Origin of the sequence: Bradyrhizobium sp. LCT2, from assembly GCF_009931255.1 — a bacterium.
Lineage (GTDB): Bacteria > Pseudomonadota > Alphaproteobacteria > Rhizobiales > Xanthobacteraceae > Bradyrhizobium > Bradyrhizobium diazoefficiens.
Genome location: NZ_CP034432.1, coordinates 9,066,990 through 9,089,277, shown reverse-complemented (window position 1 = coordinate 9,089,277; position 22,288 = coordinate 9,066,990). Strand labels below are relative to the sequence as shown.

Sequence of the window (22,288 nt, the reverse complement as noted above, 5' to 3'; positions counted from 1 at the left end):
TTCTCCCCGCCAGGATTATGTTCCCGGTCGATGCGAGGACCTTAGCGCGGCGGCTTCCGAAACCGCTTAAAAAGGCTGGTTAACCCAGCGTCACCGCGGCTCATGATTGACAAGACCTTGGCGCGCATGATTGACGAGACGTTGCGCCGAAGTCGCGAATCTGAGCTTTTAGCGGGCTGAAAATGCTTGAAGTCCGCGCTATCAGGGCACATCTGTGGGTTCCGGTCCCGAACCCCGCCCCAACAGGATTTCGTTTGTGAACCCTTCACCAAGCTCGACGCTTTCGCCCAAAGCCAATCGCGACCTGTTCGATCAGTCCGCGCTGTCCGATCTCGCGCAGCGGCTGGTCGAGGCTGCCAGGCGCGCCGGCGCGGATGCGGCCGATGCGGTCGCAGTGCGCGGCGTCTCGCAAGGCGTCGAGGTGCGCGACGGCCGTGTCGAGGAATCCGAGCGGTCCGAGGGCGACGATGTCGGCCTGCGCGTGCTGGTCGGCCAGCGCCAGGCGGTGGTCTCGACCAACGACGTCAGCGGCGATGCCGTGACCAAGCTCGCCGAACGCGCGGTCGCAATGGCGAAGGTCGCACCCGACGACAAATATGTCGGCCTCGCCGATCCCGCACTGCTCGCGCGCGATTTCCCCGATCTCGATCTGCTCGATCCGAATATTCCGGCAACCTCGGAGCTCGAGCGCCGCGCGCTCGAAGCCGAGGCTGCTGCGCTCGCGGTGAAGGGCGTGACCAAGTCCGGCGGCGCCTCGGCCTCCGCCGGCATGGGCGGCATGGTGCTCGTCACCTCAACCGGCTTCCACGGCTCCTACCTGCGCTCGAGCCAGGGCATCTCGGCCACCGCAATCGCCGGCGAAGGCACCGGCATGGAGCGCGACTACGACTTCACCTCGGCGCCGCATGGCGCCGACCTGCTGTCGCCGGAGATCGTCGGTCGCTCCGCCGGCGAGCGCACCGTGGCGCGCTACAATCCGCGCAAGGTCGAGACCTGCAAGGTGCCGGTCGTGTTCGATCCGCGCGTTGCGGGCTCGCTGGTCGGCCATGTCGTCGGTGCCATCAACGGCGCCTCGATCGCGCGCAAGACCAGCTTCCTGAAGGACAAGCTCGGCCAGCAGTTGTTCGCCAAGAACATCCGCATCATCGACGATCCCCTGCGCAAGCGCGGCCTGCGCTCGCAGACCTTCGATGCCGAGGGCGTCGCGGTGAAGAAGATCGCGCTGATCGACGAGGGCGTGCTGACGACCTGGCTGCTCGACTGCGCCACCGCGCGGGAGCTCGGCCTTGCCACCACCGGCCACGCCCATCGCGGCGTCTCGTCCTCGCCCTCGCCCGGGCCGTACAATCTGCATCTCGAAGCCGGCACACCGACACCGGCCGAGCTGATCGCCGACATCAAGCAGGGTTTCTACGTCACCGACCTGATCGGCTCCGGCGTCAACGGCGTCACCGGCGATTACAGCCGCGGCGCCTCCGGCTTCTGGATCGAGAACGGCGAGATCACCTATCCCGTCAGCGAGGTGACGATCGCAGGCCACCTGTTCGAGATCTTCAAGTCGATGCAGCCCGCCAACAATCTCGAATTCCGCTACGGCATCAATGCGCCGACGGTGCGTATCGAGGGTTTGACGCTTGGCGGACGCTGACGCGAACTCGCTCGACGCGACGATCCTGACGCGCGACGCGGCGCTGCTGAAAGACACGGTACGGGAAGCGGGCGCGCTCGCGCAGTCGATGTTCCGCACCGAGCTGAAGACATGGACCAAGGGCGCGTCCTCGCCGGTGTCGGAAGCCGACATCGCCGTCAACGACCTGCTCGAAGCGCGCCTGCGCAGTGCCACGCCCGACTATGGCTGGCTGTCGGAGGAGAGCGCCGACGATTCCACGCGGCTGTCGCGGCGGCTGGTCTGGGTGGTTGATCCGATCGACGGCACGCGCAATTATCTGGGCGGCCACGACGAATGGTGCGTCAGCGTGGCGTTGGTCGAGGACGCCGCGCCGCTGCTGGCCGCGGTGTTCGCGCCGGCCAGCGGCGAGTTCTTCTTCGCGGCCCGCGGCCAGGGTACGCTGCTCAACGACAAGCCGGTGCGGGCGACGCCCGGGTCCACGCTCGATTTCTCCCGCATGGCCGGCCCCAAGCCGATGGTCGAGCGTCTCAATACCGCCGGCGGCGACATCAAGCTGCACCCGCGAATCGGCTCGCTCGCGCTCCGGCTCTGCCGGGTCGCCCATGGCGCGCTGGATGCGGCTTTTGCGGGCGGCAACAGCCATGATTGGGATCTTGCGGCGGCCGATTTGATCGTGCAGGAAGCGGATGGTAGGATGAGCGACCTCTCCGGAGATCCCATCCTCTATAACCGCCGGGAAGTGGCGCACGGGGTGCTGGTGGCAGCGGGTCGCGATCGTCATGCGAGCATTGTCGCGCATTTTCGAAATCGTCCCTTGCCCTGAGCGCTTTCGCTGTGCTTGTCGAACACTGCTTTGCCGGGCAGCCCGTTAGGAAGAGAACCCATGCCAGATAGTGCCCCGCAACAACTGCTTCATCTCGTCATCGGAGGCGAACTGCTCGATCTCGAGCACAACACCTTCAAGAACCTCGACGACGTCGAGATCGTCGGCCTCTACCCGAACTATGCGTCCGCCCACGTCGCCTGGCGCGCCAAGGCGCAGAGCACGGTCGACAATGCGCAGATGCGCTACTTCATCGTCCATCTCCACCGGCTGCTCGACCCGAATCAAGAAACGAAGGCGCGTTGAAAAAGCTGCTTCGCAATACGCTGCGAAGCAGCTGGTTTCAGCGTGCCGTCGGGGTCCTGGCGGCCGAATATCTGCGTCTGGTCTGGCGGACCAACAAATTCACGTTCGATCCGCCCGACGTCTATGACATCGTCGAGCCGCAGATCCCGGCGATCTTCGCCTTCTGGCACGGCCAGCATTTCCTCACCCCGTTCATCAAGAACAAGGACTCCTACCGGGCCAAGGTCCTGATCTCCCGGCACCGCGACGGCGAGTTCAACGCCATCGCGGTGGAGCGGCTCGGCATCGGTCTCATCCGCGGTTCCGGGGATCATGGCAGTGCCTTCCACCGTAAAGGCGGCGTCGGCGCCTTCAAGGAGATGGTGCGGACGCTGCAGGACGGTTGTAATGTCGCGCTGACCGCCGATGTCCCCAAGCGCGCGCGCGTGGCCGGGCTCGGCATCATCATGCTGGCACGGGAATCGGGGCGGCCGATCATGCCTTTCGCGATGGCGACCAGCCGTTTCATCCGGCTCAAGAACTGGGACCGCACCACCATCAACCTGCCGTTCGGGCGGGGCGCATTGGTCGGCATCAAGGAAATCCACGTTCCGCCGGAGGCCGACGCCGCCATGATGGAAGCGTTGCGGCTGGAGCTGGAGGAGACGTTGAACGAAGCGACCCGGCGCGCCTATGCGCAGCTCGGCCGCCCGGGGCCGCAAGATGCCTAATTCGCTGCCCAGAGCGCTGCCGATGACGCTGCGGATGTACCAGCGCCTGGCTTCCGGCCTGGTGCCGCTCGCGCCTGCGCTGATCAAGCGGCGGCTGAAGCAGGGCAAGGAAGACCCCGCGCGTGTCGGCGAGCGGCGCGGCCTGTCCCGGGATGTGCGGCCGCATGGTCCGCTGGTCTGGATCCACGGCGCCAGCGTCGGCGAGGTTCTGGCCGCGGCGGCGCTGATCGGGCGGCTGCGCGATCTCAATTTGCGCATCCTGCTTACATCCGGCACCGTCACCTCGGCCGCCGTCGTCGCAAAACGCTTTCCACCCGACGTCATCCATCAATACGTGCCGTATGATTCCCCGCGCTATGTCGCGCGCTTCCTCGACCACTGGAAGCCGTCGCTGGCGCTGTTCATCGAATCGGATCTGTGGCCGAACCTGATCCTGGCGGGCGCAACGCGGCGGGTGCCGATGGTGCTGATCAACGGTCGGATGTCGCCGCGCTCCTTCCCGCGCTGGCGGCGCATGTACGGTACCATCTCGGCGCTGCTGTCGCGGTTCGACATCTGCCTGGCGCAGTCCAAGCTTGACGCCGAACGCTTCTCCGCGCTCGGCGGCCGCGACGTCCTCACCACCGGCAATCTTAAGCTCGACGTGCCGGCGCCGCCGGCCGATCCCGCCAAGCTCGAACGGCTGATGGCGATGACGCGCGGGCGTCCGATCATCGTCGCGGCCTCGACCCATCCGGGCGAGGACGAGATGCTGGTGGCGGCGCATCGCAGCCTCGTCGGTTTCTTCCCGCAGCTTCTGACCGTGATCGTGCCGCGCCATCCGGATCGCGGCTCCTCGATCGCTGGCCTGATCACCGCGTCGGGCCTGAAGCCGGCGCTGCGCTCGCGCGAGGAGCTGCCGACGGCCGCGACCGATGTCTATGTCGCCGACACCATGGGCGAGCTCGGCCTGTTCTACCGCCTCTCGCCGATCGTGTTCATGGGCGGGTCGCTGATCCGCCATGGCGGCCAGAATCCGATCGAAGCGATCAAGCTCGGTGCGGCGATCGTCCATGGTCCGCACGTCTTCAATTTCGCCGACGTCTACGAAGCGCTCGATGCGAGCGGCGGCGCGCGCCAGGCCGACACGCAGGAGATCCTGGTCAAGCAGCTCGGCCAGCTCCTGGCCGATCCCGCCGTGCGCGACAAGATACAGCACGCAGGCAGCAGCGTGGTCGAGCAGCTCGGCGGCGCGCTGGAGCGCACCATGACCGCGCTCGAGCCGTATCTGCTGCAATTGCGGATCGAGATGGGAGCCGCCAATGCGTGAGCCGGCCTTCTGGTACCGGCCGCGTTCCCCAGAGTCCCAAATCCTCCGTCCCCTGGGCGCGCTCTACGGCGCGATCACGGCGCGTCGCATGGCGCTCCAGGGATTCGACGCCGGCATCCCCGTGATCTGCGTCGGCAACTACCATGTCGGCGGCGCCGGCAAGACGCCGACCGTGCTGGCGCTGACGAAGCTCCTGCGTGAGCTCGGCGAGACGCCTGTCGTGCTCAGCCGCGGCTATGGCGGGCGCCTGCAGGGCCCGGTGATGGTCGACGGCGCGCGTCACATCGCAGCCGATGTCGGCGATGAGCCGCTGATGATGGCGCGCGACGTCCCGGTCGTCGTCGCGCGTGACCGCCTCGACGGCGTCGCGCTCGCCAAATCACAAGGCGCAACCGTGATCCTGATGGACGACGGCTTCCAGAACCCGCGTCTGCTCAAGGATGTCTCGCTGATCGTGATCGACAGCGAGCGCGGCATCGGCAACGGCAAGGTGTTTCCCGCCGGTCCCCTGCGCGCGCCGCTGAAGGCCCAGCTCGCGCGCACCGACGCGCTGGTGCTGATCGGCGACGGCCGCGCCGCCAACGACGTCGCGGCCGAGCTTGCCAAGCGCAACAAGCCGGAGCTGCGCGCGCGCCTGAAGCCGGATGCTGCCTCGGTCGCGCAGCTGTTCGGCAAACGGGTTTTCGCATTCGCCGGCATTGGCGATCCCGAACGCTTCTTCCGCACCCTGCGCGCCAGCGGCATCGATGTCGCGCGCACGCGTCGCTTCGCCGATCACCACATGTTCTCGCCCGAGGAGATCGCCGCGCTCGCGGCGGACGCACAGCGCGAGCAGCTGACGCTGGTGACCACGGAAAAGGATCTCGCGCGCCTGCGCGGCAGCGAGGGCGTGCCCAACGGCATCGTGCCGTTCGCGGTGCAGCTCGAATTCGATGACCCGGTAAAGTTGCGGCAATTGATCAGCGATCATCTCTACAAGGCGCGCGAGCGGCGGTTCGGCAGGCGTTGATCGCGTGCGACACCGGGGCGACATGTCGCGGCGGATGAATTCTCTTCCGCACGTTCGGGAGTTGATGTAGCCTTCGATGAGAGCCGTCACCGGGACGTGCCGAACTCCCGGCAATCATCGGCGGCGTTTATGCCCACGGCGGGCAACGTACCTTCATCATTTCAGATGCGAGACCGTACCGATAAGTTCGGAACGGCCGCGAGAGTCATTGCCAAAAGCTCAGAGGAGAACATGCCATGCATTTTTGCCTCACTGGACAATACACACCACGCGCTCTCAACGCCATTTTGGAAAACCCCACGACCAATCGCCAGGAGGCGGCGAGGAAACTCATCGAAGCGGCCGGCGGCAAGCTGATTTCGATGTACAGCGTTGCGGCCGACGGTCCAGGCGTTCTGGTGATTTTCGATGTGCCTGATCCGAGTGCGGCTCCGGCGATTTCCGGCCTGACCGTCACGGCGGGCACCCTGCAGAACGTGAAGCTGACCCGGCTGTTCACGCAGGACGAGATCAAGCAGGTCCGCCAGAACGCGGCGAAGCTGCGTTCTTCGTATACTCCGCCCGGAGGCTGATATCCGGATCTCGAGCGATGCCGCCGCAATCGCATCAAGCGGCGGCAACGCTTTCCTCACAGCAAGAAGCAGGTCTGCACGCTGAGGCGCGGCGAAGGCCTTGCGGCGTCCATTGACGGACGATGCGGGACGGCGCGTGCTGCGTCCGGCGTCCTAGGTCCGACTGAACGTGCTTGGCAGCGGGCCCGCTAACGGCGTGCAATCGCGGCTCGGCGGTCAGGCCCCCTCACCAGGCTCCAACGGCAATCATTCCGATGATGGTCAGGCACGAGGCGCAGGCCACCATGACAGTATAGCATTCGGGTGTATTCATTGCTTGCTCCCAAACTGCTGCCAATTGCTTGGTCACTGCTACGCGGGAGAGATCGCCGGTCTTGGTGCCGCTTCAAGTCGGCACGCCGCGACCGGTCTTGCGTTGTACGTCCGTCCTCTCATCGTCACCCTGGTCCGCAGGATGATAATGCGCTTCGAGAGCTTCAGAGCGTTCAGCTGCGATCAGCAGCTGTTTCCGCATTTCAGCGAGGCGGGCGCGGCAATATTCACGATAGAGCAGGTCCAGTATGGTGGGCATGATCACCCCCATCGTTTGACTTTCGATTTACAAATATTTCACCGCAAATTTTCGAGGTGATCGTAACCCGCCAGATGGCTCTTCGATATGAGCCCGTTCACAGACTGCGCCAATTCCAAAGCTCGATGGCCGTTTGGTTGACTTGATTGTCTGCGCGATAAAAAGAGCAGGGCCAGTTACCTAAGATGCACTATAGCAGCCCTCTGTTTCAGCAAGACTTCGTCAAACAACTTAAGGGCGCCAAGTCGCACCAAAGAATCCAACCACAGCGCGAAATGACTCACCAAGGAGTGCAAGCACCGTTCGATGCAACGCAGATCGGCACGATGGAGATCATTTTGGCTGTGAGACCCGCAGTTCAGGTGCACTGCCGCGTGCCGCGGTGGCTGGAATAGCGCGGCGCAATTTACACGCCGTGATGTCCGGAGCGAAGCTTGCTCGCATCGACGACGTCCGTTCCCATGTGCTTCACGAAGACAGTCTTCAGTTGGCTGCGCTCGGAAGCACTGAACCGGTCGGGATCGAGACCTTCGGCCATGATGAGCCAGCCTGCAAATTGATCCGCAGAAACCGGCCCTGTGTCTGGAATAAAGTCGGAAACGTGCAGCGGCGCGCGATCCTCGACGCCGCCACACCAATTTAGGTTCGCACAGAATTCGTGCATCATCCCGTCGAATGCATTCGGGCGTCCCATTCGAGCTCCCAAACTGTCCTGCCTCCAACGTAACACAATCTCACCAAGCCTGAGCACACGCCCGCGACGAAGTGATGGTGGGCGCGCTTGTGCTCTGCCGCACCCTGCGGCAGTTCGCCATTCACGCGACATTCATCGCAAAACGCCTATCGGTCCGGGACCGATCGGGAGAATTCGATGAAATTGCCGTCCGCGACTGTCGCCGCCAGCCTTGTGTGTCTGATCATTGCGCCCGTGTTTGCACAAACGACGCCGCCCGCCGCTTCGACCGGCACGGTGCCGGTTCCCGCGACCAGGCGCGTGACGTGTCTCGGCACGACGCAAAACCTGAAGGGACAGGACAAGCGCGACCAGATGCAGCTCTGCATGGCGCAGGCGCGGGTCGATTGCCTCAAGCAGGCGATCGATCAGAAGGTCGTCGGCGAGCCCAGGAAGACCTTCATCAAGACCTGCGTGGGCGGGGATGCCACTGAGCAGCAATAGCAGCGCAGGCGCGGCCTCACGGCTGCGGCTTTGGCGCGCCGGGGAAATGCCGCTGCAGCACCGCGGCCGGCGTGGCGTAGGCTTCTTGAAGGTCCACGCTCCAGTACTTCAATTCGTCGAGCGGGATCCGCGTGTCGGTGATCGCGCAGCGCACATAGGTCCCCGGCGAGATCACGCGGAAATCGCCATCGAGATATTGCACCTGCGCTTCGCCATTGCCGGAAGAGCCGAACTTGTTCAGCACGGTCGAAAGTCTCCGTGGAAGGCCTCTCCGTAAAAAACCCTGGAGGGCACGATGTGTTGGACGGGATGTAGCATAGATAGGGCGGCCTGTCCGCCCGGTAAACCCACCGGTTTGTGTTGTTTTGCCGCCGTTTTCGCATGATAGTGCTTCGGGCGAAGGATCGTCCCGGCGCAAGCGGCCGGCACCTGATACGGCAGAGCCCGATGCGCCTTCGATTGACCGCCCTGTTCCTGATGCTGCTGATGTCGGCCGCGCGCGCTGCGCCTGCGCCGCAGCAGGTCGAGATTCCGCTCGGCTCCGGAATCCTGCATGCCCAGCTTTACAAGCCCGAGGGCGCCGGGCCGTTTCCGACCGTGATCGCGCTGCATGGCTGCGGCGGCCTCGGCGGCCATGCCGATCCCGTATTGCCGCGCTATCGCGACTGGGCGGAGCGGCTTCTCAAGGCCGGTAACGCGGTGCTGCTGCCCGACAGCTACGGCTCGCGCGAGCTCGGGCCGCAATGCCGCGTCAAGGAGACGCACGTCAAGGCGCGGCGCGAGCGTGTTGCCGACGTCGCGGCCGCGCGCGCCTGGCTGATGAAGCAGGCCTGGGTCGCGCGCGACCGCGTCAGCCTGATCGGCTGGGCCAACGGCGCGAGCACGCTGCTGTGGGCGGTGCGCCCGCAGAACGCGGCGCGCGACGCAGGGCCGGATTTCCGCGCGGCGATCGCGTTCTATCCGGATTGCCGCATCTCCGCCGGCCTCGGCTGGAGCACGCGGGTGCCGACCCTGGTTTTGATCGGCGCCAATGACGACGTGTCGTCGCCGCCGGCCTGCCGCCAGATGGTCGAGGGTGCGCATGGCCGCAGCGCGCTCGCGCGCATCGTGGTCTATCCCGGCGCCTATCACGACTTCGACCGCGCCAACACGCCGCTGCACGCAGCTAGCGGCAGCAGCGACGCCGCCGCGCCCGAGCACGGCCATCTCGGCACCGATGCGGTCGCGCGCGCGGAGTCGCAGAAGGACGTCGCGGAGTGGCTGGCGCGGTGATGAAGATCCAGAAGCCCGGATATCGCTGCGCTCATGCGGGCTAGGGGGCTACGGATTCCCAAGCGGGGCCGCCCGAGGAACAATTTGAGGCGGACAGCCCCGCATCGACCACCGCCCTGCACGGAGAGTGGCCGACCGTGAATCTACGGATCGCGCATGGCTGCGGTTTCAGCACGGGACGGTGCCATCATTCGACCACGATGTCAGTTAAACGCATCCCACATGCGCAACCGCATCGTCCTCTTTTCCTCCGCACTGATCGTCTTCACCGTCGCGATCTTCCTGTTCGAAGCCCACGCCGGCGCGCCAATGCTCGCGCCTGAACATTGCGGCTTCTGGACCACGATCGACGCGGGATTGTCCTGCCGCTAGGCGGGCTGTTGCGACTCCTACCCTTCCGCGCTGATATGTATTGAGAGGGCGACCAACTCTCCCCAACGTCGTCCTGGCGAAAGCCAGGACCCATACCGCGGAATCTATCGATTGTACGCGGCATTAGTCCCGAACGATCAGTCTTCGCCAAACTACTTCCTGGGGTAATGGGTCCTGGCTTTCGCCAGGACGACACGGAGAGTGAGCCGCCAACTCAGAACAAACTGCCCTGATCCACCGGCTTGCCGACGCGCTTCGGCGCGGGCTTGGTCTCCTGCGCGGCCGGCTTCGGTTGCTGTGCGCGCTTGGCAGGAGGCGCCGGACGATCCGCGTCCGTCGTCGCGCCGACGCGTCCGTCCGCGAACTCGATCTCGACGCGTGCGCCGGGACCGACGCTGTCGGCCGAATGCAGGGGATGGCCGGCCTCGTCCCGCACCAGCGCAAAGCCGCGCGCGAGCACGCCGCGGTAGGACAACGCCGACAGCAGCTTGCCGCTGGCCTCGACGCGGGCGTCAAGCCGTTGCAGCAGCGTCACCAGCGCACGGTTGGCGCGCTCGGCCAGACGATGCGTGCGCTCGCGCTGGCGGGCAATCGCATTGCGCTGCGCCTGGGCGTTGGAGAGTTTTGAGGCCCGCAGCCGCACCTCGAGACCGGCAAAGCGGTCGCGCCGCTGCCGCAACAGCGACCGCGCGGAGAGACCGAGCCGCTCGCCGCACACGGTGAGCCGGTGGTCGGCCTGCGAGATCTGCCCGTGCAGCACGCGCAGCGTCAGCTTTGCGCCCGCAGCCGTAAACCTGCGGAAATGCGCATGCGTGTTGGCTTTCAAGCCGCGGGGCAGGGCGGCGCCCGCCGAATCCAGCCGCTGCCGCGGGATCGCCAGCAGATCTCCGGCCGCCGGCAGCGCACGCGCAGCCGCACGCAATTCGCTGCGGCGGCTTTCGTGGGCGCGCTGCCAATAGGCGCGGGTGCGCCGTGCGAGATCGGCGACCTCGACGAACAGATCGCTGCGCACCGGCACCGCCATCTCGGCCGCCGCCGTCGGCGTCGGCGCGCGCTTGTCGGCGACGAAATCGATCAGCGTGATGTCGGTCTCGTGGCCCACGGCGGAGATCAGCGGGATCATGCTCTCGGCTGCTGCCCGCACCACGATCTCCTCGTTGAACGACCAGAGATCCTCCAGCGAGCCGCCGCCGCGCGCGACGATCAAGACGTCGGGCCGCGGAATCTTGCCGCCCTCCGGCAGCGCGTTGAAGCCGCGGATCGCGGCCGCAACCTGCTCGGCCGAGCCTTCGCCCTGCACCTTGACCGGCCACACCAGCACATGGCGGGGGAAGCGGTCCTCCAGCCGGTGCAGGATGTCGCGGATGACGGCGCCGGTCGGCGAGGTCACGACGCCGATCACCTCCGGCAGCCAAGGCAGCAGCTGCTTGCGCGCCTCGTCGAACAGGCCCTCGGCGGCAAGCTTCTTCTTGCGCTCCTCCATCAGCGCCATCAGCGCGCCGATGCCGGCCGGCTCCAGCGCTTCAATGACGATCTGGTACTTCGAGGAGCCCGGATAGGTCGTGAGCTTGCCGGTGGCGATGACCTCGAGCCCCTCCTGCGGCTTGAAGCGCATCCGGCCGTGCACGCCCTTCCAGATCACCGCCTCGATCTTGGCGCTCTCGTCCTTGAGCGCGAAATAGCAGTGGCCGGAGGAGTGGGCGCCGCGAAAGCCCGAGATCTCGCCGCGGACCCGGACATGGCCAAAGGCATCCTCCACCGTCCGCTTCAGGGACTGTGAAAGCTCGGAGACGGTGAATTCGGGGGCGTTGAGCAGGGGTTCCGCGGGCGGCATCGGCAAACGATTCGGCATTTTGGGGTCAGGCCCGACGTTAAGGATTTTCGCCGCGCGGCGCCAATCCGGGGATTGATATGGAGAGTACTCTGTAATATAGAGTTCTCTATCGATGGTGAGTTCAATGGAGTTGAGCCATGGCGATCCGGCTGCTGCGCGGCGTGTTGAACGGACTGAAATGGGCCCTGTGCGCAGTCGGCGCCGTGGCGCTGATCCTGGTCGCGATGATCGCAACGCCACCGGAGCGGCCGCCGGAGATGCGGTCGGTCTCGGAGTCGGTGAAGCTTGTCGACTTCTCGACCATGCCGCCGCTCGAGCGTTTTCAGGCCCGTGACGGCAGCTGGCTCGGCTTTCGCCACTACGTCCCGAACGGGCCGGCGAGCGGCCGTGGCGCGATCTTCATCCACGGCTCCTCCGGCTCCAGCGGCACCGTCAACCACGCGCTGACCCATGCGATCGCCTTGCGCGGCGTCGAGACCTGGGCGCGCGACATGCGCGGCCACGGCGCCTCGGGCACGCGCGGCGATATCGGCTATGTCGGCCAGCTCGAGGACGATCTGGTCGATTTCGTCGCTCATGTCCGCAAGGCTGCGCCCGATCTGCCGCTGACCCTGATCGGCCATTCCGCCGGCGCCGGCTTCGCGCTGCGCGTCGCCGCGACGCCGATCATGCAGGACATGTTCGTGCGCACCGTGCTGCTCGCGCCCTATCTCGGCTATGACGCGCCGACCAACAAGCCGCATTCCGGCGGCTGGGCCAATGCCGACGTTCCCCGCCTCCTCGGCCTCACCGCGCTGCGCAAGCTCGGCATCGACTGTTGCTCGCAGCTTCCGGTGCTTGCTCTGGCCGTGCCTGCGAATTCGGCGAAGTATCTCGTCCCCACCTATTCCGACCGCCTGATGCGCAATTTCGCGACGCGCGGCTATCGTCTCGATCTCGCGGCGGCGACACGCCCCATCACGATCTTCGGCGGTGCCGAGGACGAGATGATGATCTCGGATAAATATGCGGAGGCGGTGCAGGCGATCAAACCGTCGGTCGACGTCAAGATCATCGACGGCATCAACCACATGGGCATCGTCACCAGCCCGAAGGCGATCTCGGCCATCGCCGAGGACGTGGCAACGCGCGGGAGCGGGCAGTCATGATGCGATCCGCTGATGGCAAGGCAAGCGCATATGGGAGCGGCTTCCCCGCGGCCATCCTTCGAGACGCCCGCCTGCGGCGGACCCTCAGGATGAGGGCGGAGTTTGCGGAGGTAGCTTCAAAGGGGACTGGTGCAGCTGAGCCTCATCCTGAGGAGACCGCGAAGCGGTCGTCTCGAAGGACGAGGCGTGCGCTCAGGTGTCACCGAGCGTCATACGAGATAGCGCTGGGACTGAAAGGGACGACATGATCGACAGCAAGGAGGCGTCCGCAGCGCTGGCCGACATCGACGACATCGTCCAGCGCGTGAAGCAATCGCAGCTCTACGAGCTGGCGAGCTATGCTGCCGTCTGGTGGGGCGTGCTGGTGTTCGCAGGAAATCTCGTGACCTGGCTCTGGCCGATCTACGCGGTCCATGCCTGGGTCGCGGTCGATGTTCTCGGTGTCGGCGGTCTGGTTGCGCTGCGCCTGCTCAATCCGCCGCATCACCCTCATGGCGCCGCCTTCGACATCAGGCTCCTCCTGGTGTTCGTGCTGTTCTTCGCCTTCGGCTATCTCTGCACCAACGTCATCGGCCATTTCGGTCCGCGCCAGCTGGGTGCGTTCTGGCCGCTCTATTTCATGCTGTTCTACACCCTGGCAGGCCTCTGGTTCGGCCACGCCTTCGTGGCGATCGGTCTCGGCATCTCCGCGCTGACCCTGATCGGTTTCTTCTTCATCGGCGAGGCGTTCCCGCTCTGGATGGCCTTCGTCAATGGCGGCGGGCTGATCCTCGGCGGCCTCTGGATGCGGCGGATCTGATGGCCGAGCTCGACGACATCATCCACCAGCCGCTGCGGCTCAAGATCATGGCGGCACTGAACGCGCTGCCTGCGACGGCGGGCCTGGAATTTTCGCGGCTGAAGAAACTGACGGGCGCCACCGACGGCAATCTCGGCGCGCATATCGAGACGCTGGCCAAGGCGGGCTACGTGTCCGTGGAGAAGGCCTTCGTCGGCAAGAAGCCGCAGACCACGGTCACCGCCACCGCTACCGGCCGCGGCGCCTTCGCGCGGCATGTGGCGACGTTGCAGGAGATCATTGCGGGGAAGCAGGTTTAGCCCCACCGTCATTTCGAGGCGTTCCTCTCTCCACCGTCATTCCGGGGCGCGCCTCTTGGCGCGAGCCCGGAATCCATACTCACGATGGTGGTTATGGATTCCGGGCTCGCGGCTTCGCCGCGCCCCGGAATGACGGGGAGTTCGGGGCAAGCCCCCTTGAGACCCGCCGCGATTCGTGCGACCTCCGCCCCCAGCAAACCCCTCATTTCGAGCCTTCGATGCACATTCTCCTGCTCGGTTCCGGCGGCCGCGAACATGCCCTCGCATGGAAGATCGCGGCCTCGCCCCTGGTGACCAAATTCTGGTGCGCGCCCGGCAATGCCGGCATCGCGCGCGAGGCGGAGTGCGTGGCGCTCGATGTGGCCGACCATGCGGCCGTGATCGACTTCTGCAAGACCAACGCGGTCGAGCTGGTGGTGGTCGGCCCGGAGACGCCGCTGGCGGCCGGCATCGTCGATGATCTCACCGCCGCCGGCATCAAGGCGTTCGGGCCGAGCGGGGCCGCCGCCCAGCTCGAAAGCTCCAAGGGCTTCACCAAGGCGCTGTGCACCGAATTCGGCATTCCGACCGGCGCCTACAAGCGCTTCACCAACGCCAAGGACGCGCGCGACTATGTCCTCAGCCAGGGCGCGCCGATCGTGGTGAAAGCCGACGGCCTCGCCGCCGGCAAGGGCGTGGTCGTCGCCAAGACCGTGCGCGAGGCCGAGGACGCCATCGCCATGATGTTCGAGGGCGCCTTTGGCGAAGCCGGCGCCGAAGTCGTGATCGAGGAATTCCTGCCCGGCCGTGAGATCAGCTTCTTCGCGCTGTGCGACGGCGAGACCGCGATTCCGCTGGCCTCCGCGCAGGACCACAAGCGCGTGTTCGATCATGACGTCGGCCCGAACACCGGCGGCATGGGCGCCTATTCGCCGACCCCGCTGGTGACGCCCGCGATCCATGACGCGATCATGGCGAAGATCATCCTGCCGACGGTCGCAGGCATGAAGCAGCGCGGCACGCCGTTCCGCGGCATCCTCTATGCCGGCATCATGCTGACGACGCAGGGGCCGAAGCTGTTCGAGTTCAACGTCCGCTTCGGCGATCCCGAGTGCCAGGTGCTGATGCTGCGCATGATGTCGGACATCGTGCCGGCGTTCGTTGCCGCCTGCGATGGGGAGTTGAAGCATTTCGATCTGCGCTGGCATCCGGAATCCGCGCTCACCGTGGTGATGGCGGCGAAGGGCTATCCCGGCGACTACCAGAAGGGCACGCGCATCGAGGGGCTGGAGGAGGCCGCCAAGGTCGACACCGTCGAGATCTTCCACGCCGGCACGGTCGCAAAGGACGGCGCGATCCTCGCCAATGGCGGCCGTGTGCTCAATGTCTGCGCGCTCGGTGCGACCGTGACGGAGGCGCAAGGCCGCGCCTATCAGGCCGTGGACCGCATCAACTGGCCGGAAGGCTTCTGCCGCCGCGACATCGGCTGGCAGGCGGTGGAAGCGGAGAAGGCCAGGGGCTGACAGCGGTTTTTCCGCTGCGCGCGCAAAAAACCTTGCGCCATCGCGCCGCCACATCGACATTTCAAAAATGCGTAGTCGGCTGTTGGGCTTAGCGCCCTTCGCCGAGGACGCGTGCTACTGTGCATGGGGTTGTTTTCGACATTTTTGTTGGGGGCGGCTCCGGGACTGACCAGACAAGGATGCAGAAAGATGTCCGATCTCGCCGACCTCTATCCCGGCTTCGCCTCCGAGTGGATCAACACCTCCCTCGGCCGCATCTTTGCCCGCGTCGGCGGCAAGGGCCCGCCGCTGCTGCTCCTGCACGGCTTCTCCGAGACGCATGTGATGTGGCACCGCGTGGCGCCGCAGCTTGCCGACAAATTCACGCTGATCATCGCCGACCTGCCGGGCTATGGCTGGTCCGACATGCCCGAGAGCGACGCGCTGCACATGCCCTACAGCAAGCGCGCGATGGCCAAGGCCATGGTGGAGGCGATGGAGCGCCTCGGCCACGTGCACTTCGCGCTCGCCGGCCACGACCGCGGCGGCCGCGTCTCCTACCGCCTCGCGCTCGACCATCCCGGCCGGCTGTCGCGCCTTGCCGTGCTCGATATCCTGCCGACCTATAATTACTGGGAGCGGATGAACCGCGCCTACGCGCTGAAGATCTATCACTGGACCTTCCTGGCACAGCCCGCCCCGCTGCCGGAGACGCTGATCTCGGGCAACGGCGAGTTCTTCCTGCGCTTCAAGATGGCGAGCCAGACCAAGTCGAAGACGTTAGAGGCCATCGACGAGCGCGCGCTCGAGCACTACATCGCCCCGTTCCGCGATCCCGCCCGCGTGCACGCGATGTGCGAGGACTACCGCGCCGGTGCCTATTTCGACTACGACCTCGACAAGGCCGATTTCGAGGCCGGCAAGAAGATCACCATTCCCATGCTGGCGCTGTGGGGCAACGCCGGCGTGGCGCAGGCCGCAGCGACACCGCTGGATACCTGGAAGCAATGGGCCACGAACGTCGACGGAATGCCGGTGGACTCGGGGCACTTCCTCACCGAGGAGAACCCCGACGTCACCGCAAAGGCGCTGCGCGAGTTCTTCGCAGGCAGCTAGCGCCGCTCCCGAAAGAACTCCCTGAGCAGCCGCGCCGCTTCGCTCTCGCCGACCCCGGAATAGACGTCCGGCGCGTGATGGCAGGTCGGCGAGGCAAAGAAGCGCACGCCTGATTCCACCGCGCCGCCCTTGGGGTCGGCGGCGCCGTAATAGAGTCGCCTGACCCTTGCAAAAGAGATCGCGCCCGCACACATGGTGCAGGGCTCCAGCGTCACGTAGAGGTCGCAGTCGACCAGGCGCTCGCTGCCGATCTTTTTCGCGGCCTCGCGCAGCGCGACGATCTCGGCATGGGCCGTGGGGTCGTAATCGGTCAGCGTCCGGTTGGCGGCCGTGGCGATGACCTCGTAATTGCGGACCACGACGCATCCGATCGGAACTTCGCCCGCCTTTCCGGCATTTTCGGCCGTTTTGAGCGCCAAATCCATGAAAGAGGGGGCTTTCAAGCCTCGTATCATCGCCAGAAACCTGCTAGTAGCTCCGCCTTCAGCAAGAGTGAATACCGGTTTTGCCTGAGCATGCGGCTCGGAACGAGCGCGCACACTGCCCTCTGGCCACCCCCTGAGTGAGATTATTCATGCCTCGCGACAGCGACAAAGACAACGATTCCCGCGGCCGGCGTGATCGAGGCCCGGCCAAGGGCCGTTCCGGCAAGGCGCGCGGCCCTGAGAAGAAGTTCGCCAAGCGCGGCTTTGAGGGCAAGGGCGACAGCCGTCCGCCCCGCGGCGACCGCGAGGGGCGTCCGTTCCGCCGCCGCGAAGAGGGCGATGCCCCGCGCCGCGATTTCGGCGACCGCCCGCGCTTCAAGCGCGACGACCGCGGTGGTGAGGAGCGCGGTGAGCGCAGCTTCAAGCCGCGTGGCGACCGTCCGTTTTCGGATCGCGGCTCGCGCGATGGCGAGAAGCGGCCGTTCAAGCCGCGCGGTGATCGCCCGTCCTATGGCCGTGACGACCGTCCGCCGCGCAGCCGGGATCGCGACGACTCCCGCCCCGCCGGCCGGACCGGTGACAAGAAGTTTGGCGACAAGCGGCCCTACGCGCCGCGTGGCGACCGCCCGGAACGCAAGTTCGACGGCGAGCGGAAATTCTCGCGCGGCGCACCCGACCGCAGCGACCGCCCGCGCGATCGTGGCGAGCGCAGCGATTCAAAGCCGTGGCAGAAGCGCGATGCGGGTCCGCGCGGCGACCGGCCGCCGCGCAAGGATTTCAGCAAGGGTCCACGCAAGGATTTTGGCGGCCGCGATCGCAGCGAAGACAAGCCCTGGCAGAAGCGCGAAGGCGGCGACGACCGTCCCCGGTTCTCGCGTTCGCGCGACGATCGTCCGTCGGGCGATCGTCCGTTCCGCGAGCGGCCCAAATTCGACCGTCCCAAGTTTAATCGTCCCAAGTTCGATCGCCCGCGCGATGATCGTCCAAAATTCGATCGTCCCCGTCGTGACGGCGATGGCGAGCGCGGCGGCGACCGCCCGAAATTCAATCGCCCGCGCGAGCGCTCGGAAGGCCGCTCCGACTGGCACGAGCATCCGCGCAGCGAAGGCCGGTTCGGTGATCGTCCGCGCCGCGAAAACGAGGACGAGAGCCGGATCTTCGAGAAGCGCCCGGCCTTCGGTGGCCGCGGCGCCTATCGCGAGCGCGATCGGGATTTCGAGGGGCGGCCGCGCCGCGAAGAAGCGCCGAAGCCGAAGAAGGCCGGCGAGCGCATCGCCAAGGCGCTGGCGCGCGCGGGGCTTGCCTCGCGCCGCGACGCCGAGGAGATGGTCACGCAGGGCCGCGTCGCCGTCAACGGCCGCGTCATCAATTCGCCGGCGCTCGACATCACACCGAACGACGTCGTCACTGTCGACGGCAAGCCGTTGCCGCCGCGCGAGCGCACGCGGCTGTTCCTCTATCACAAGCCGCGCGGCCTCATGACCACGCATGACGATCCCGAGGGTCGTCCGACCGTGTTCGACAATCTGCCCGAAGGTCTGCCGCGCCTGATCAGCGTCGGCCGGCTCGACTTCAACACCGAAGGCCTGTTGTTGCTCACCAATGACGGCGGCCTCGCGCGCACGCTCGAGCTGCCGGACACCGGCTGGCTGCGCCGCTACCGCGTCCGCGCCCATGGCGACGTCACCCAGGCCCAGCTCGACGAGCTCAAGGCTGGCATCGAGGTCGAGGGCGTCAAATACGGCCCGATCGATGCGACACTCGAGCGCGACCAGGGCGCCAATGTCTGGCTGGTGTTCGCGATCCGCGAAGGCAAGAACCGCGAGGTGCGCAACGTCTGCGCCCATCTCGGGCTCGAGGTGAACCGGCTGATCCGCGTGTCCTACGGCCCGTTCCAGCTCGGCGAGGTCCCCGAAGGCCAGGTCGAGGAGATCAAGTCGCGCGTGCTGCGCGAGCAGCTCGGCGACAAGGTGATCGAGAAGTCGGGTGCGCAGTTCGACGTGCCGCAGAAGGCCGCTGCGACCGATGACGGCGCGCCGCACGAGAAGAAGCCCGCCAGCAAGCGCGCCGTGATCAACGACCGCAAGGGCCGCCGCGTGCTGGTGCAGCGCACCGGCAGCGAGGAGGCGCGCGAGCGCAACGAGGCGGAGGCGAGCGGCTATGGCCCCCCGCGCCGTCCCAAGCGCGGCTATCACGGCAAGCGCGATTTGACGCCGCGGGAGGACTAATTGCGCGTCGTCGGCGGTCGCTTGAAGGGGCGTAATCTCGCCTCACCGTCCTCGCGCGACATCCGCCCCACGGCGGACCGCCTGCGCGAGTCCGTGTTCAACATCCTCGTGCACGCCTATGACGATCCGATCGAGGACGCGCGCGTGCTCGATCTCTTTGCCGGCACCGGCGCGCTCGGCATCGAGGCGTCTTCGCGCGGCGCGAAGTTCGTGCTGTTCGTCGACAACGGCGCGGAGGCGCGTGCGCTGCTGCGTAACAACGTCGAGTCGCTCGGCCTCGGCGGCGTGACGAAAGTCTATCGCCGCGATGCGACCGATCTCGGCCCAGCCCATCCCGTCGAGCCGTTCTCGCTGGTGTTCCTCGATCCGCCCTACGGCAAGGGATTTGCCGAGAAGGCGTTTGCGAGCCTGCGCGATGGCGGCTGGCTGACACCGGGCGCGCTGCTGGTGGTGGAAGAGGCCAAGGCCGCGCAGTTCGTGGCGCCGGAAGGTTTTGAGGAGCTGGAGCGGCGGGCTTACGACGACACGGAGTTCGTGTTTTTGAGGAAGCCGTAGCCTAACCCTACTGCGTCATAGGCCCTCATGGTGAGGAGCGCGAAGCGCGTCTCGAACCATGAGGCCACAGTGAGATGGGTCGTTTCCGAACACACTCTTGATGGCGCCAATGTCTGGATCGCCCCGCAATTGGAACGAAGCCCGTTTATCAGCGGCGTGCTCGGCAATGCCCTGAAGGCGGTAAAATGTGCCTTCGGCTGGAACCTGACGAAATGCCGGTATTGCAGCGATGATCAGGCTCCTTCAGCTACCAGCGTCAACCTTGCAGCAGAGATTATTTCGAAGCGGTCATGCATCGAGGCGCTGTCAGGTGGTTCGCCCAAGCGGCGGTTCACGAGGACGACGAACATGTCGGACAGCTCAAGCCGTTTAATCGGCTGAAGGTTAGTCGCATCGCCCGGCCTGGGACCGCCGCGTAGCGCGGGAAAGGCAAACGGCGGCGTCGGTACGCCGAGAATGACGTTGCGATGATCGAAGTCGGGCCTGGGCTTTCCCAATTCCACCCGATCCGCGAAGATCCCGTAGGCGTCCTCGCCGAGCGTGAGGATCAGTTCGAAACCGGTTTGGTCGATCGACCCGCGCATGTAGGTATCTTCGACCAGCGCTTCATTGATCTCCAGCCGTCCCAGATGGCCGCCGCAATCGCCTGTCTTCACCCAGAAGTAGCGGTCGCGCATGAACTCCTGGTAAAATGCCATGTTGCACGGCGGCAGCGAGGACAAAGGAGCTGCCCAGCCCGCAGCGAAACCCACCTCATTGACGAAGCCGTGTGTTCCGACGGCCAGCTCCTTGAACAGATGGCTGTGTTCGCTCGACATCCACATCGCGGCAAACAGCAAAGGCTGTTCATTCCGCATGAGATCGACGTGTGGGACCGAGGTGGCAACCACGCGTGCCGAACTGCTGTGCATCGTCAGTAACATTCCAGGGTGATCGTTGCCTGCGAGAAATCCATCTTCTTCAGCGCGTCCATGTCGATGAAGACATAGTAGGCGCCGACGTCGCCCCAGCACCAGTGCATGGCGTCGTCGGTTGCGATCTGGAACAGCAAGAGCTTCCGGGTTGGGCCGATCTGCGCATCTGATTGCAAGCCGTCGTGGTAACCGCCGATGCGATGGGGACGGTTGTGATAGAGGCTGCGCCAATACGGCTCGAATTCGGAAAGCACGGCGGGCGGGATCAGTGGCCGCTTCGCTTCATCGACGTAATAGTCGGCCACCAGCTCGCGAATGTGGCCGCGCTGGAAGGACCAGGCGGAAATTTCGTGTTCGTAAAAGGCAACGTGGCTCCGCTCGCCATCCCGGTCGGCGGAGGAATATCTCCAGAACCGGAATGCGTCCTGCTGCAGGCGCGCCTTGAGCGCTCGCCAGGCATCGTCCGGAATCGGGCTGTCGAGGTCGTGCGCCAGCACGGCTGATCTCTCGCCGGCAACGCGTTCGCGCATCGCGGTGCTCCACTCGCCAAGCTCGCGCTCGGACCGGTGCAGATAGTCCACGATCGACTCCAGCGTGGGATGGCTGGCCAGGAAAGCCGCCAGCGCTTCGCGTCGTGTTCTGCGGTTCTCCGCCGCGCGCCGCGTCTGCGCACGGCGCAGGCGCATCGCCTCGTCCTCCGGCTCGGGGCCCTCGAGATCAGCCCGGGACATCGCGGTCCAATTGGCGTCATCGGCCTCGATCACGGCGAGGATGGAGCCGATATAACCCGGCTGGCTCAGCCGCTCGACCAGCCGATCGGGTATCTTAAGCTCGTCCGGCGGTTTGGCTGACGGCGGATAAGTGCGCGCCATGCTGTCAAGCACGCGAAGCGCGCCGCGCCAGGTGAAAGGCTCGATCTCGTCCGGCCGCTCGCGGTCCGACGCGACGGGCTGCCCCGGATAGAGGATGCTCGCGAAATTCTCCGGCGCCACGCGCGTCCGCCGGCCTTCGATCCGCGCCTCATTGGGCACGACGACGAGATCGACCGGCCAGCGCCGCCAGCGCCGCGGCACCTCGTCGGCGGTGCGGCAATAGTCATAGTCGAACCCGCTATAGACGCCGTCATGCACAGGCCCGAGATCGGCCGGCGGCTCCCGCTCGGAGCCGAGCGCATCGACATGCAGAATGCGAAAGGCATCAGGTCCCTGAGGCGCGCCCTGATTGGGGTCGATGAACAGCAGGAGCCAGCCCTGGCGCGGCCCGAGCCCGCCCCATAATTCGGCCGGCAGGTCGGCGCAGGCAATCTGCGCTATGAAGTGCAGCGGCCGCTCGCCTCTATCAGGATATTCCGACGAAATCGACCGCGGCCATTCGATGTGATGGGGCATCATCGGCAGCCCGCCCAGCCATGATCGTGGCGGTTCGAACCGCGGCGGAATCTGCCGTCGCAAGACGACCGACACGCTCTCGCTGATCCCAAGCAGCGGTGGAATCGGCGCGTCGCGCCGCACCCGCGCGAAAGTCGCCGGACCTGGCCACGGGGGCGAGGTCGTGGCTCTCGCCCGCTGAAAGCGGCGAAAATCCCAAACAACAAACGCCACGGCGCATACGACCAGGACTTGCCACCAAGACATGCTGGACCCCAGACATCGCAGGACAGCCTCAGGTAGCAGCTAAGAGTTAATGGCTTGCGGATGAAATTGGTCGAAGCTGCGCAGGGCGAGTTAGCTAAGCCACC

At 65.8% G+C, this 22,288-nt stretch carries 24 protein-coding genes; 17 read left to right on the top strand and 7 right to left on the bottom strand.

What is annotated here, in order from left to right; translation table 11 throughout:
- Nucleotides 1–256 precede the first annotated feature (256 nt).
- The 7 genes from EI171_RS42900 to EI171_RS42870 all read left to right on the top strand — a co-directional run bounded on the left by EI171_RS42900 (nucleotide 257) and on the right by EI171_RS42870 (nucleotide 6,359).
- On the top strand, nucleotides 257–1,648 hold the full coding sequence (locus EI171_RS42900; RefSeq protein WP_028174621.1) for a TldD/PmbA family protein: 1,392 nt from the start codon (nucleotides 257–259) through the stop codon (nucleotides 1,646–1,648).
- Complete coding sequence (locus tag EI171_RS42895) at nucleotides 1,635–2,453, top strand: 3'(2'),5'-bisphosphate nucleotidase CysQ (RefSeq protein ID WP_028174622.1); 819 nt, start codon at nucleotides 1,635–1,637, stop codon at nucleotides 2,451–2,453. Before EI171_RS42900 ends, EI171_RS42895 begins: the two co-directional genes overlap by 14 nt.
- Nucleotides 2,454–2,513: 60 nt before the next feature.
- Complete coding sequence (locus EI171_RS42890; RefSeq protein ID WP_011090249.1) at nucleotides 2,514–2,759, top strand: DUF4170 domain-containing protein; 246 nt, start codon at nucleotides 2,514–2,516, stop codon at nucleotides 2,757–2,759.
- On the top strand, nucleotides 2,756–3,469 hold the full coding sequence (locus tag EI171_RS42885; protein ID WP_161536740.1) for a lysophospholipid acyltransferase family protein: 714 nt from the start codon (nucleotides 2,756–2,758) through the stop codon (nucleotides 3,467–3,469). Before EI171_RS42890 ends, EI171_RS42885 begins: the two co-directional genes overlap by 4 nt.
- Nucleotides 3,432–4,778: a 3-deoxy-D-manno-octulosonic acid transferase gene (locus EI171_RS42880; protein ID WP_082755944.1), complete on the top strand. Its 1,347-nt coding sequence runs from the start codon at nucleotides 3,432–3,434 to the stop codon at nucleotides 4,776–4,778. The genes EI171_RS42885 and EI171_RS42880 overlap by 38 nt, the downstream gene beginning before the upstream one ends.
- Nucleotides 4,771–5,787 (top strand): tetraacyldisaccharide 4'-kinase, encoded by a 1,017-nt coding sequence (gene lpxK / locus EI171_RS42875; RefSeq protein WP_161536739.1) that lies wholly within the window; start codon nucleotides 4,771–4,773, stop codon nucleotides 5,785–5,787. Before EI171_RS42880 ends, lpxK begins: the two co-directional genes overlap by 8 nt.
- A gap of 236 nt (nucleotides 5,788–6,023) precedes the next feature.
- A complete protein-coding gene (locus tag EI171_RS42870) occupies nucleotides 6,024–6,359 on the top strand; it encodes a GYD domain-containing protein (protein WP_011090245.1) in 336 nt (111 codons plus the stop codon).
- Between the two features lie 385 nt (nucleotides 6,360–6,744).
- Here the strand turns inward: EI171_RS42870 and EI171_RS42865 are convergent, their stop codons facing one another.
- Nucleotides 6,745–6,930, bottom strand: coding sequence for a hypothetical protein (locus tag EI171_RS42865; protein WP_028174626.1), 186 nt, complete (start codon nucleotides 6,928–6,930; stop codon nucleotides 6,745–6,747).
- A 406-nt stretch (nucleotides 6,931–7,336) separates the two neighbouring features.
- Nucleotides 7,337–7,624, bottom strand: a complete 288-nt coding sequence (locus EI171_RS42860) for a hypothetical protein (RefSeq protein WP_161536738.1) — start codon at nucleotides 7,622–7,624, stop codon at nucleotides 7,337–7,339.
- Nucleotides 7,625–7,801: 177 nt separating this feature from the next.
- Between EI171_RS42860 and EI171_RS42855 the strand changes: the two genes are divergently transcribed.
- A complete protein-coding gene (locus tag EI171_RS42855; RefSeq protein WP_161536737.1) occupies nucleotides 7,802–8,107 on the top strand; it encodes a hypothetical protein in 306 nt (101 codons plus the stop codon).
- Nucleotides 8,108–8,123: 16 nt separating this feature from the next.
- Here EI171_RS42855 and EI171_RS42850 read toward each other — a convergent pair whose 3' ends face one another.
- Nucleotides 8,124–8,351 (bottom strand): DUF2093 domain-containing protein, encoded by a 228-nt coding sequence (locus tag EI171_RS42850; RefSeq protein WP_011090242.1) that lies wholly within the window; start codon nucleotides 8,349–8,351, stop codon nucleotides 8,124–8,126.
- Nucleotides 8,352–8,554: 203 nt separating this feature from the next.
- Between EI171_RS42850 and EI171_RS42845 the strand changes: the two genes are divergently transcribed.
- Both EI171_RS42845 and EI171_RS45210 read left to right on the top strand, forming a co-directional pair.
- On the top strand, nucleotides 8,555–9,379 hold the full coding sequence (locus EI171_RS42845) for a dienelactone hydrolase family protein (RefSeq protein WP_028174629.1): 825 nt from the start codon (nucleotides 8,555–8,557) through the stop codon (nucleotides 9,377–9,379).
- A 222-nt stretch (nucleotides 9,380–9,601) separates the two neighbouring features.
- Complete coding sequence (locus EI171_RS45210; protein WP_165448178.1) at nucleotides 9,602–9,751, top strand: hypothetical protein; 150 nt, start codon at nucleotides 9,602–9,604, stop codon at nucleotides 9,749–9,751.
- A gap of 214 nt (nucleotides 9,752–9,965) precedes the next feature.
- On the opposite strand, the gene xseA is transcribed toward EI171_RS45210, so the two are convergent.
- Nucleotides 9,966–11,603, bottom strand: a complete 1,638-nt coding sequence (gene xseA / locus EI171_RS42840) for an exodeoxyribonuclease VII large subunit (protein WP_049832534.1) — start codon at nucleotides 11,601–11,603, stop codon at nucleotides 9,966–9,968.
- Between the two features lie 119 nt (nucleotides 11,604–11,722).
- On the opposite strand from xseA, the gene EI171_RS42835 reads away from it, so the two are divergent.
- From EI171_RS42835 to EI171_RS42815, 5 genes are all read left to right on the top strand, one after another.
- Nucleotides 11,723–12,733: an alpha/beta hydrolase gene (locus EI171_RS42835; protein WP_161536736.1), complete on the top strand. Its 1,011-nt coding sequence runs from the start codon at nucleotides 11,723–11,725 to the stop codon at nucleotides 12,731–12,733.
- Nucleotides 12,734–12,977: 244 nt separating this feature from the next.
- A complete protein-coding gene (locus tag EI171_RS42830; protein WP_161536735.1) occupies nucleotides 12,978–13,532 on the top strand; it encodes a hypothetical protein in 555 nt (184 codons plus the stop codon).
- The gene (locus tag EI171_RS42825) at nucleotides 13,532–13,831 is read left to right on the top strand and encodes a transcriptional regulator (RefSeq protein WP_161536734.1); all 300 of its coding nucleotides are present in this window, start codon (nucleotides 13,532–13,534) and stop codon (nucleotides 13,829–13,831) included. Before EI171_RS42830 ends, EI171_RS42825 begins: the two co-directional genes overlap by 1 nt.
- Before the next feature lie 218 nt (nucleotides 13,832–14,049).
- On the top strand, nucleotides 14,050–15,333 hold the full coding sequence (gene purD / locus EI171_RS42820) for a phosphoribosylamine--glycine ligase (RefSeq protein ID WP_161536733.1): 1,284 nt from the start codon (nucleotides 14,050–14,052) through the stop codon (nucleotides 15,331–15,333).
- A 189-nt stretch (nucleotides 15,334–15,522) separates the two neighbouring features.
- The gene (locus EI171_RS42815; RefSeq protein WP_028174639.1) at nucleotides 15,523–16,428 is read left to right on the top strand and encodes an alpha/beta fold hydrolase; all 906 of its coding nucleotides are present in this window, start codon (nucleotides 15,523–15,525) and stop codon (nucleotides 16,426–16,428) included.
- Here the strand turns inward: EI171_RS42815 and EI171_RS42810 are convergent.
- On the bottom strand, nucleotides 16,425–16,883 hold the full coding sequence (locus EI171_RS42810; protein ID WP_038955606.1) for a nucleoside deaminase: 459 nt from the start codon (nucleotides 16,881–16,883) through the stop codon (nucleotides 16,425–16,427). The genes EI171_RS42815 and EI171_RS42810 overlap by 4 nt on opposite strands.
- 119 nt (nucleotides 16,884–17,002) lie before the next feature.
- Here EI171_RS42810 and EI171_RS42805 point away from each other — a divergent pair, with 119 nt between their 5' ends.
- Nucleotides 17,003–19,081 (top strand): pseudouridine synthase, encoded by a 2,079-nt coding sequence (locus EI171_RS42805; protein WP_161536732.1) that lies wholly within the window; start codon nucleotides 17,003–17,005, stop codon nucleotides 19,079–19,081.
- A complete protein-coding gene (gene rsmD, locus EI171_RS42800; protein ID WP_161536731.1) occupies nucleotides 19,082–19,636 on the top strand; it encodes a 16S rRNA (guanine(966)-N(2))-methyltransferase RsmD in 555 nt (184 codons plus the stop codon). It abuts the gene before it with no gap.
- A gap of 233 nt (nucleotides 19,637–19,869) precedes the next feature.
- Here the strand turns inward: rsmD and EI171_RS42795 are convergent, their stop codons facing one another.
- Nucleotides 19,870–20,559: a hypothetical protein gene (locus tag EI171_RS42795; protein WP_161536730.1), complete on the bottom strand. Its 690-nt coding sequence runs from the start codon at nucleotides 20,557–20,559 to the stop codon at nucleotides 19,870–19,872.
- Nucleotides 20,550–22,184, bottom strand: coding sequence for a DUF1963 domain-containing protein (locus tag EI171_RS42790; RefSeq protein WP_371740380.1), 1,635 nt, complete (start codon nucleotides 22,182–22,184; stop codon nucleotides 20,550–20,552). Before EI171_RS42790 ends, EI171_RS42795 begins: the two co-directional genes overlap by 10 nt.
- Between the last annotated feature and the right edge of the window lie 104 nt (nucleotides 22,185–22,288).

Excerpts from the sequence above, each read along its gene's own strand:
- EI171_RS42890 (WP_011090249.1), top strand. The coding sequence starts at position 2,514 with ATGCCAGATAGTGCCCCGCAACAACTGCTTCATCTCGTCATCGGAGGC.
- EI171_RS42880 (WP_082755944.1), top strand. The coding sequence starts at position 3,432 with ATGCGCAGCTCGGCCGCCCGGGGCCGCAAGATGCCTAATTCGCTGCCC.
- lpxK (WP_161536739.1), top strand. The coding sequence starts at position 4,771 with ATGCGTGAGCCGGCCTTCTGGTACCGGCCGCGTTCCCCAGAGTCCCAA.
- EI171_RS42870 (WP_011090245.1), top strand. The coding sequence starts at position 6,024 with ATGCATTTTTGCCTCACTGGACAATACACACCACGCGCTCTCAACGCC.
- EI171_RS42865 (WP_028174626.1), bottom strand. The coding sequence starts at position 6,930 with ATGCCCACCATACTGGACCTGCTCTATCGTGAATATTGCCGCGCCCGC.
- EI171_RS42860 (WP_161536738.1), bottom strand. The coding sequence starts at position 7,624 with ATGGGACGCCCGAATGCATTCGACGGGATGATGCACGAATTCTGTGCG.
- EI171_RS42855 (WP_161536737.1), top strand. The coding sequence starts at position 7,802 with ATGAAATTGCCGTCCGCGACTGTCGCCGCCAGCCTTGTGTGTCTGATC.
- EI171_RS42845 (WP_028174629.1), top strand. The coding sequence starts at position 8,555 with ATGCGCCTTCGATTGACCGCCCTGTTCCTGATGCTGCTGATGTCGGCC.
- EI171_RS45210 (WP_165448178.1), top strand. The coding sequence starts at position 9,602 with ATGCGCAACCGCATCGTCCTCTTTTCCTCCGCACTGATCGTCTTCACC.
- xseA (WP_049832534.1), bottom strand. The coding sequence starts at position 11,603 with ATGCCGAATCGTTTGCCGATGCCGCCCGCGGAACCCCTGCTCAACGCC.
- EI171_RS42835 (WP_161536736.1), top strand. The coding sequence starts at position 11,723 with ATGGCGATCCGGCTGCTGCGCGGCGTGTTGAACGGACTGAAATGGGCC.
- EI171_RS42830 (WP_161536735.1), top strand. The coding sequence starts at position 12,978 with ATGATCGACAGCAAGGAGGCGTCCGCAGCGCTGGCCGACATCGACGAC.
- EI171_RS42825 (WP_161536734.1), top strand. The coding sequence starts at position 13,532 with ATGGCCGAGCTCGACGACATCATCCACCAGCCGCTGCGGCTCAAGATC.
- purD (WP_161536733.1), top strand. The coding sequence starts at position 14,050 with ATGCACATTCTCCTGCTCGGTTCCGGCGGCCGCGAACATGCCCTCGCA.
- EI171_RS42815 (WP_028174639.1), top strand. The coding sequence starts at position 15,523 with ATGTCCGATCTCGCCGACCTCTATCCCGGCTTCGCCTCCGAGTGGATC.
- EI171_RS42810 (WP_038955606.1), bottom strand. The coding sequence starts at position 16,883 with ATGATACGAGGCTTGAAAGCCCCCTCTTTCATGGATTTGGCGCTCAAA.
- EI171_RS42805 (WP_161536732.1), top strand. The coding sequence starts at position 17,003 with ATGCCTCGCGACAGCGACAAAGACAACGATTCCCGCGGCCGGCGTGAT.
- EI171_RS42795 (WP_161536730.1), bottom strand. The coding sequence starts at position 20,559 with ATGTTACTGACGATGCACAGCAGTTCGGCACGCGTGGTTGCCACCTCG.
- EI171_RS42790 (WP_371740380.1), bottom strand. The coding sequence starts at position 22,184 with ATGTCTTGGTGGCAAGTCCTGGTCGTATGCGCCGTGGCGTTTGTTGTT.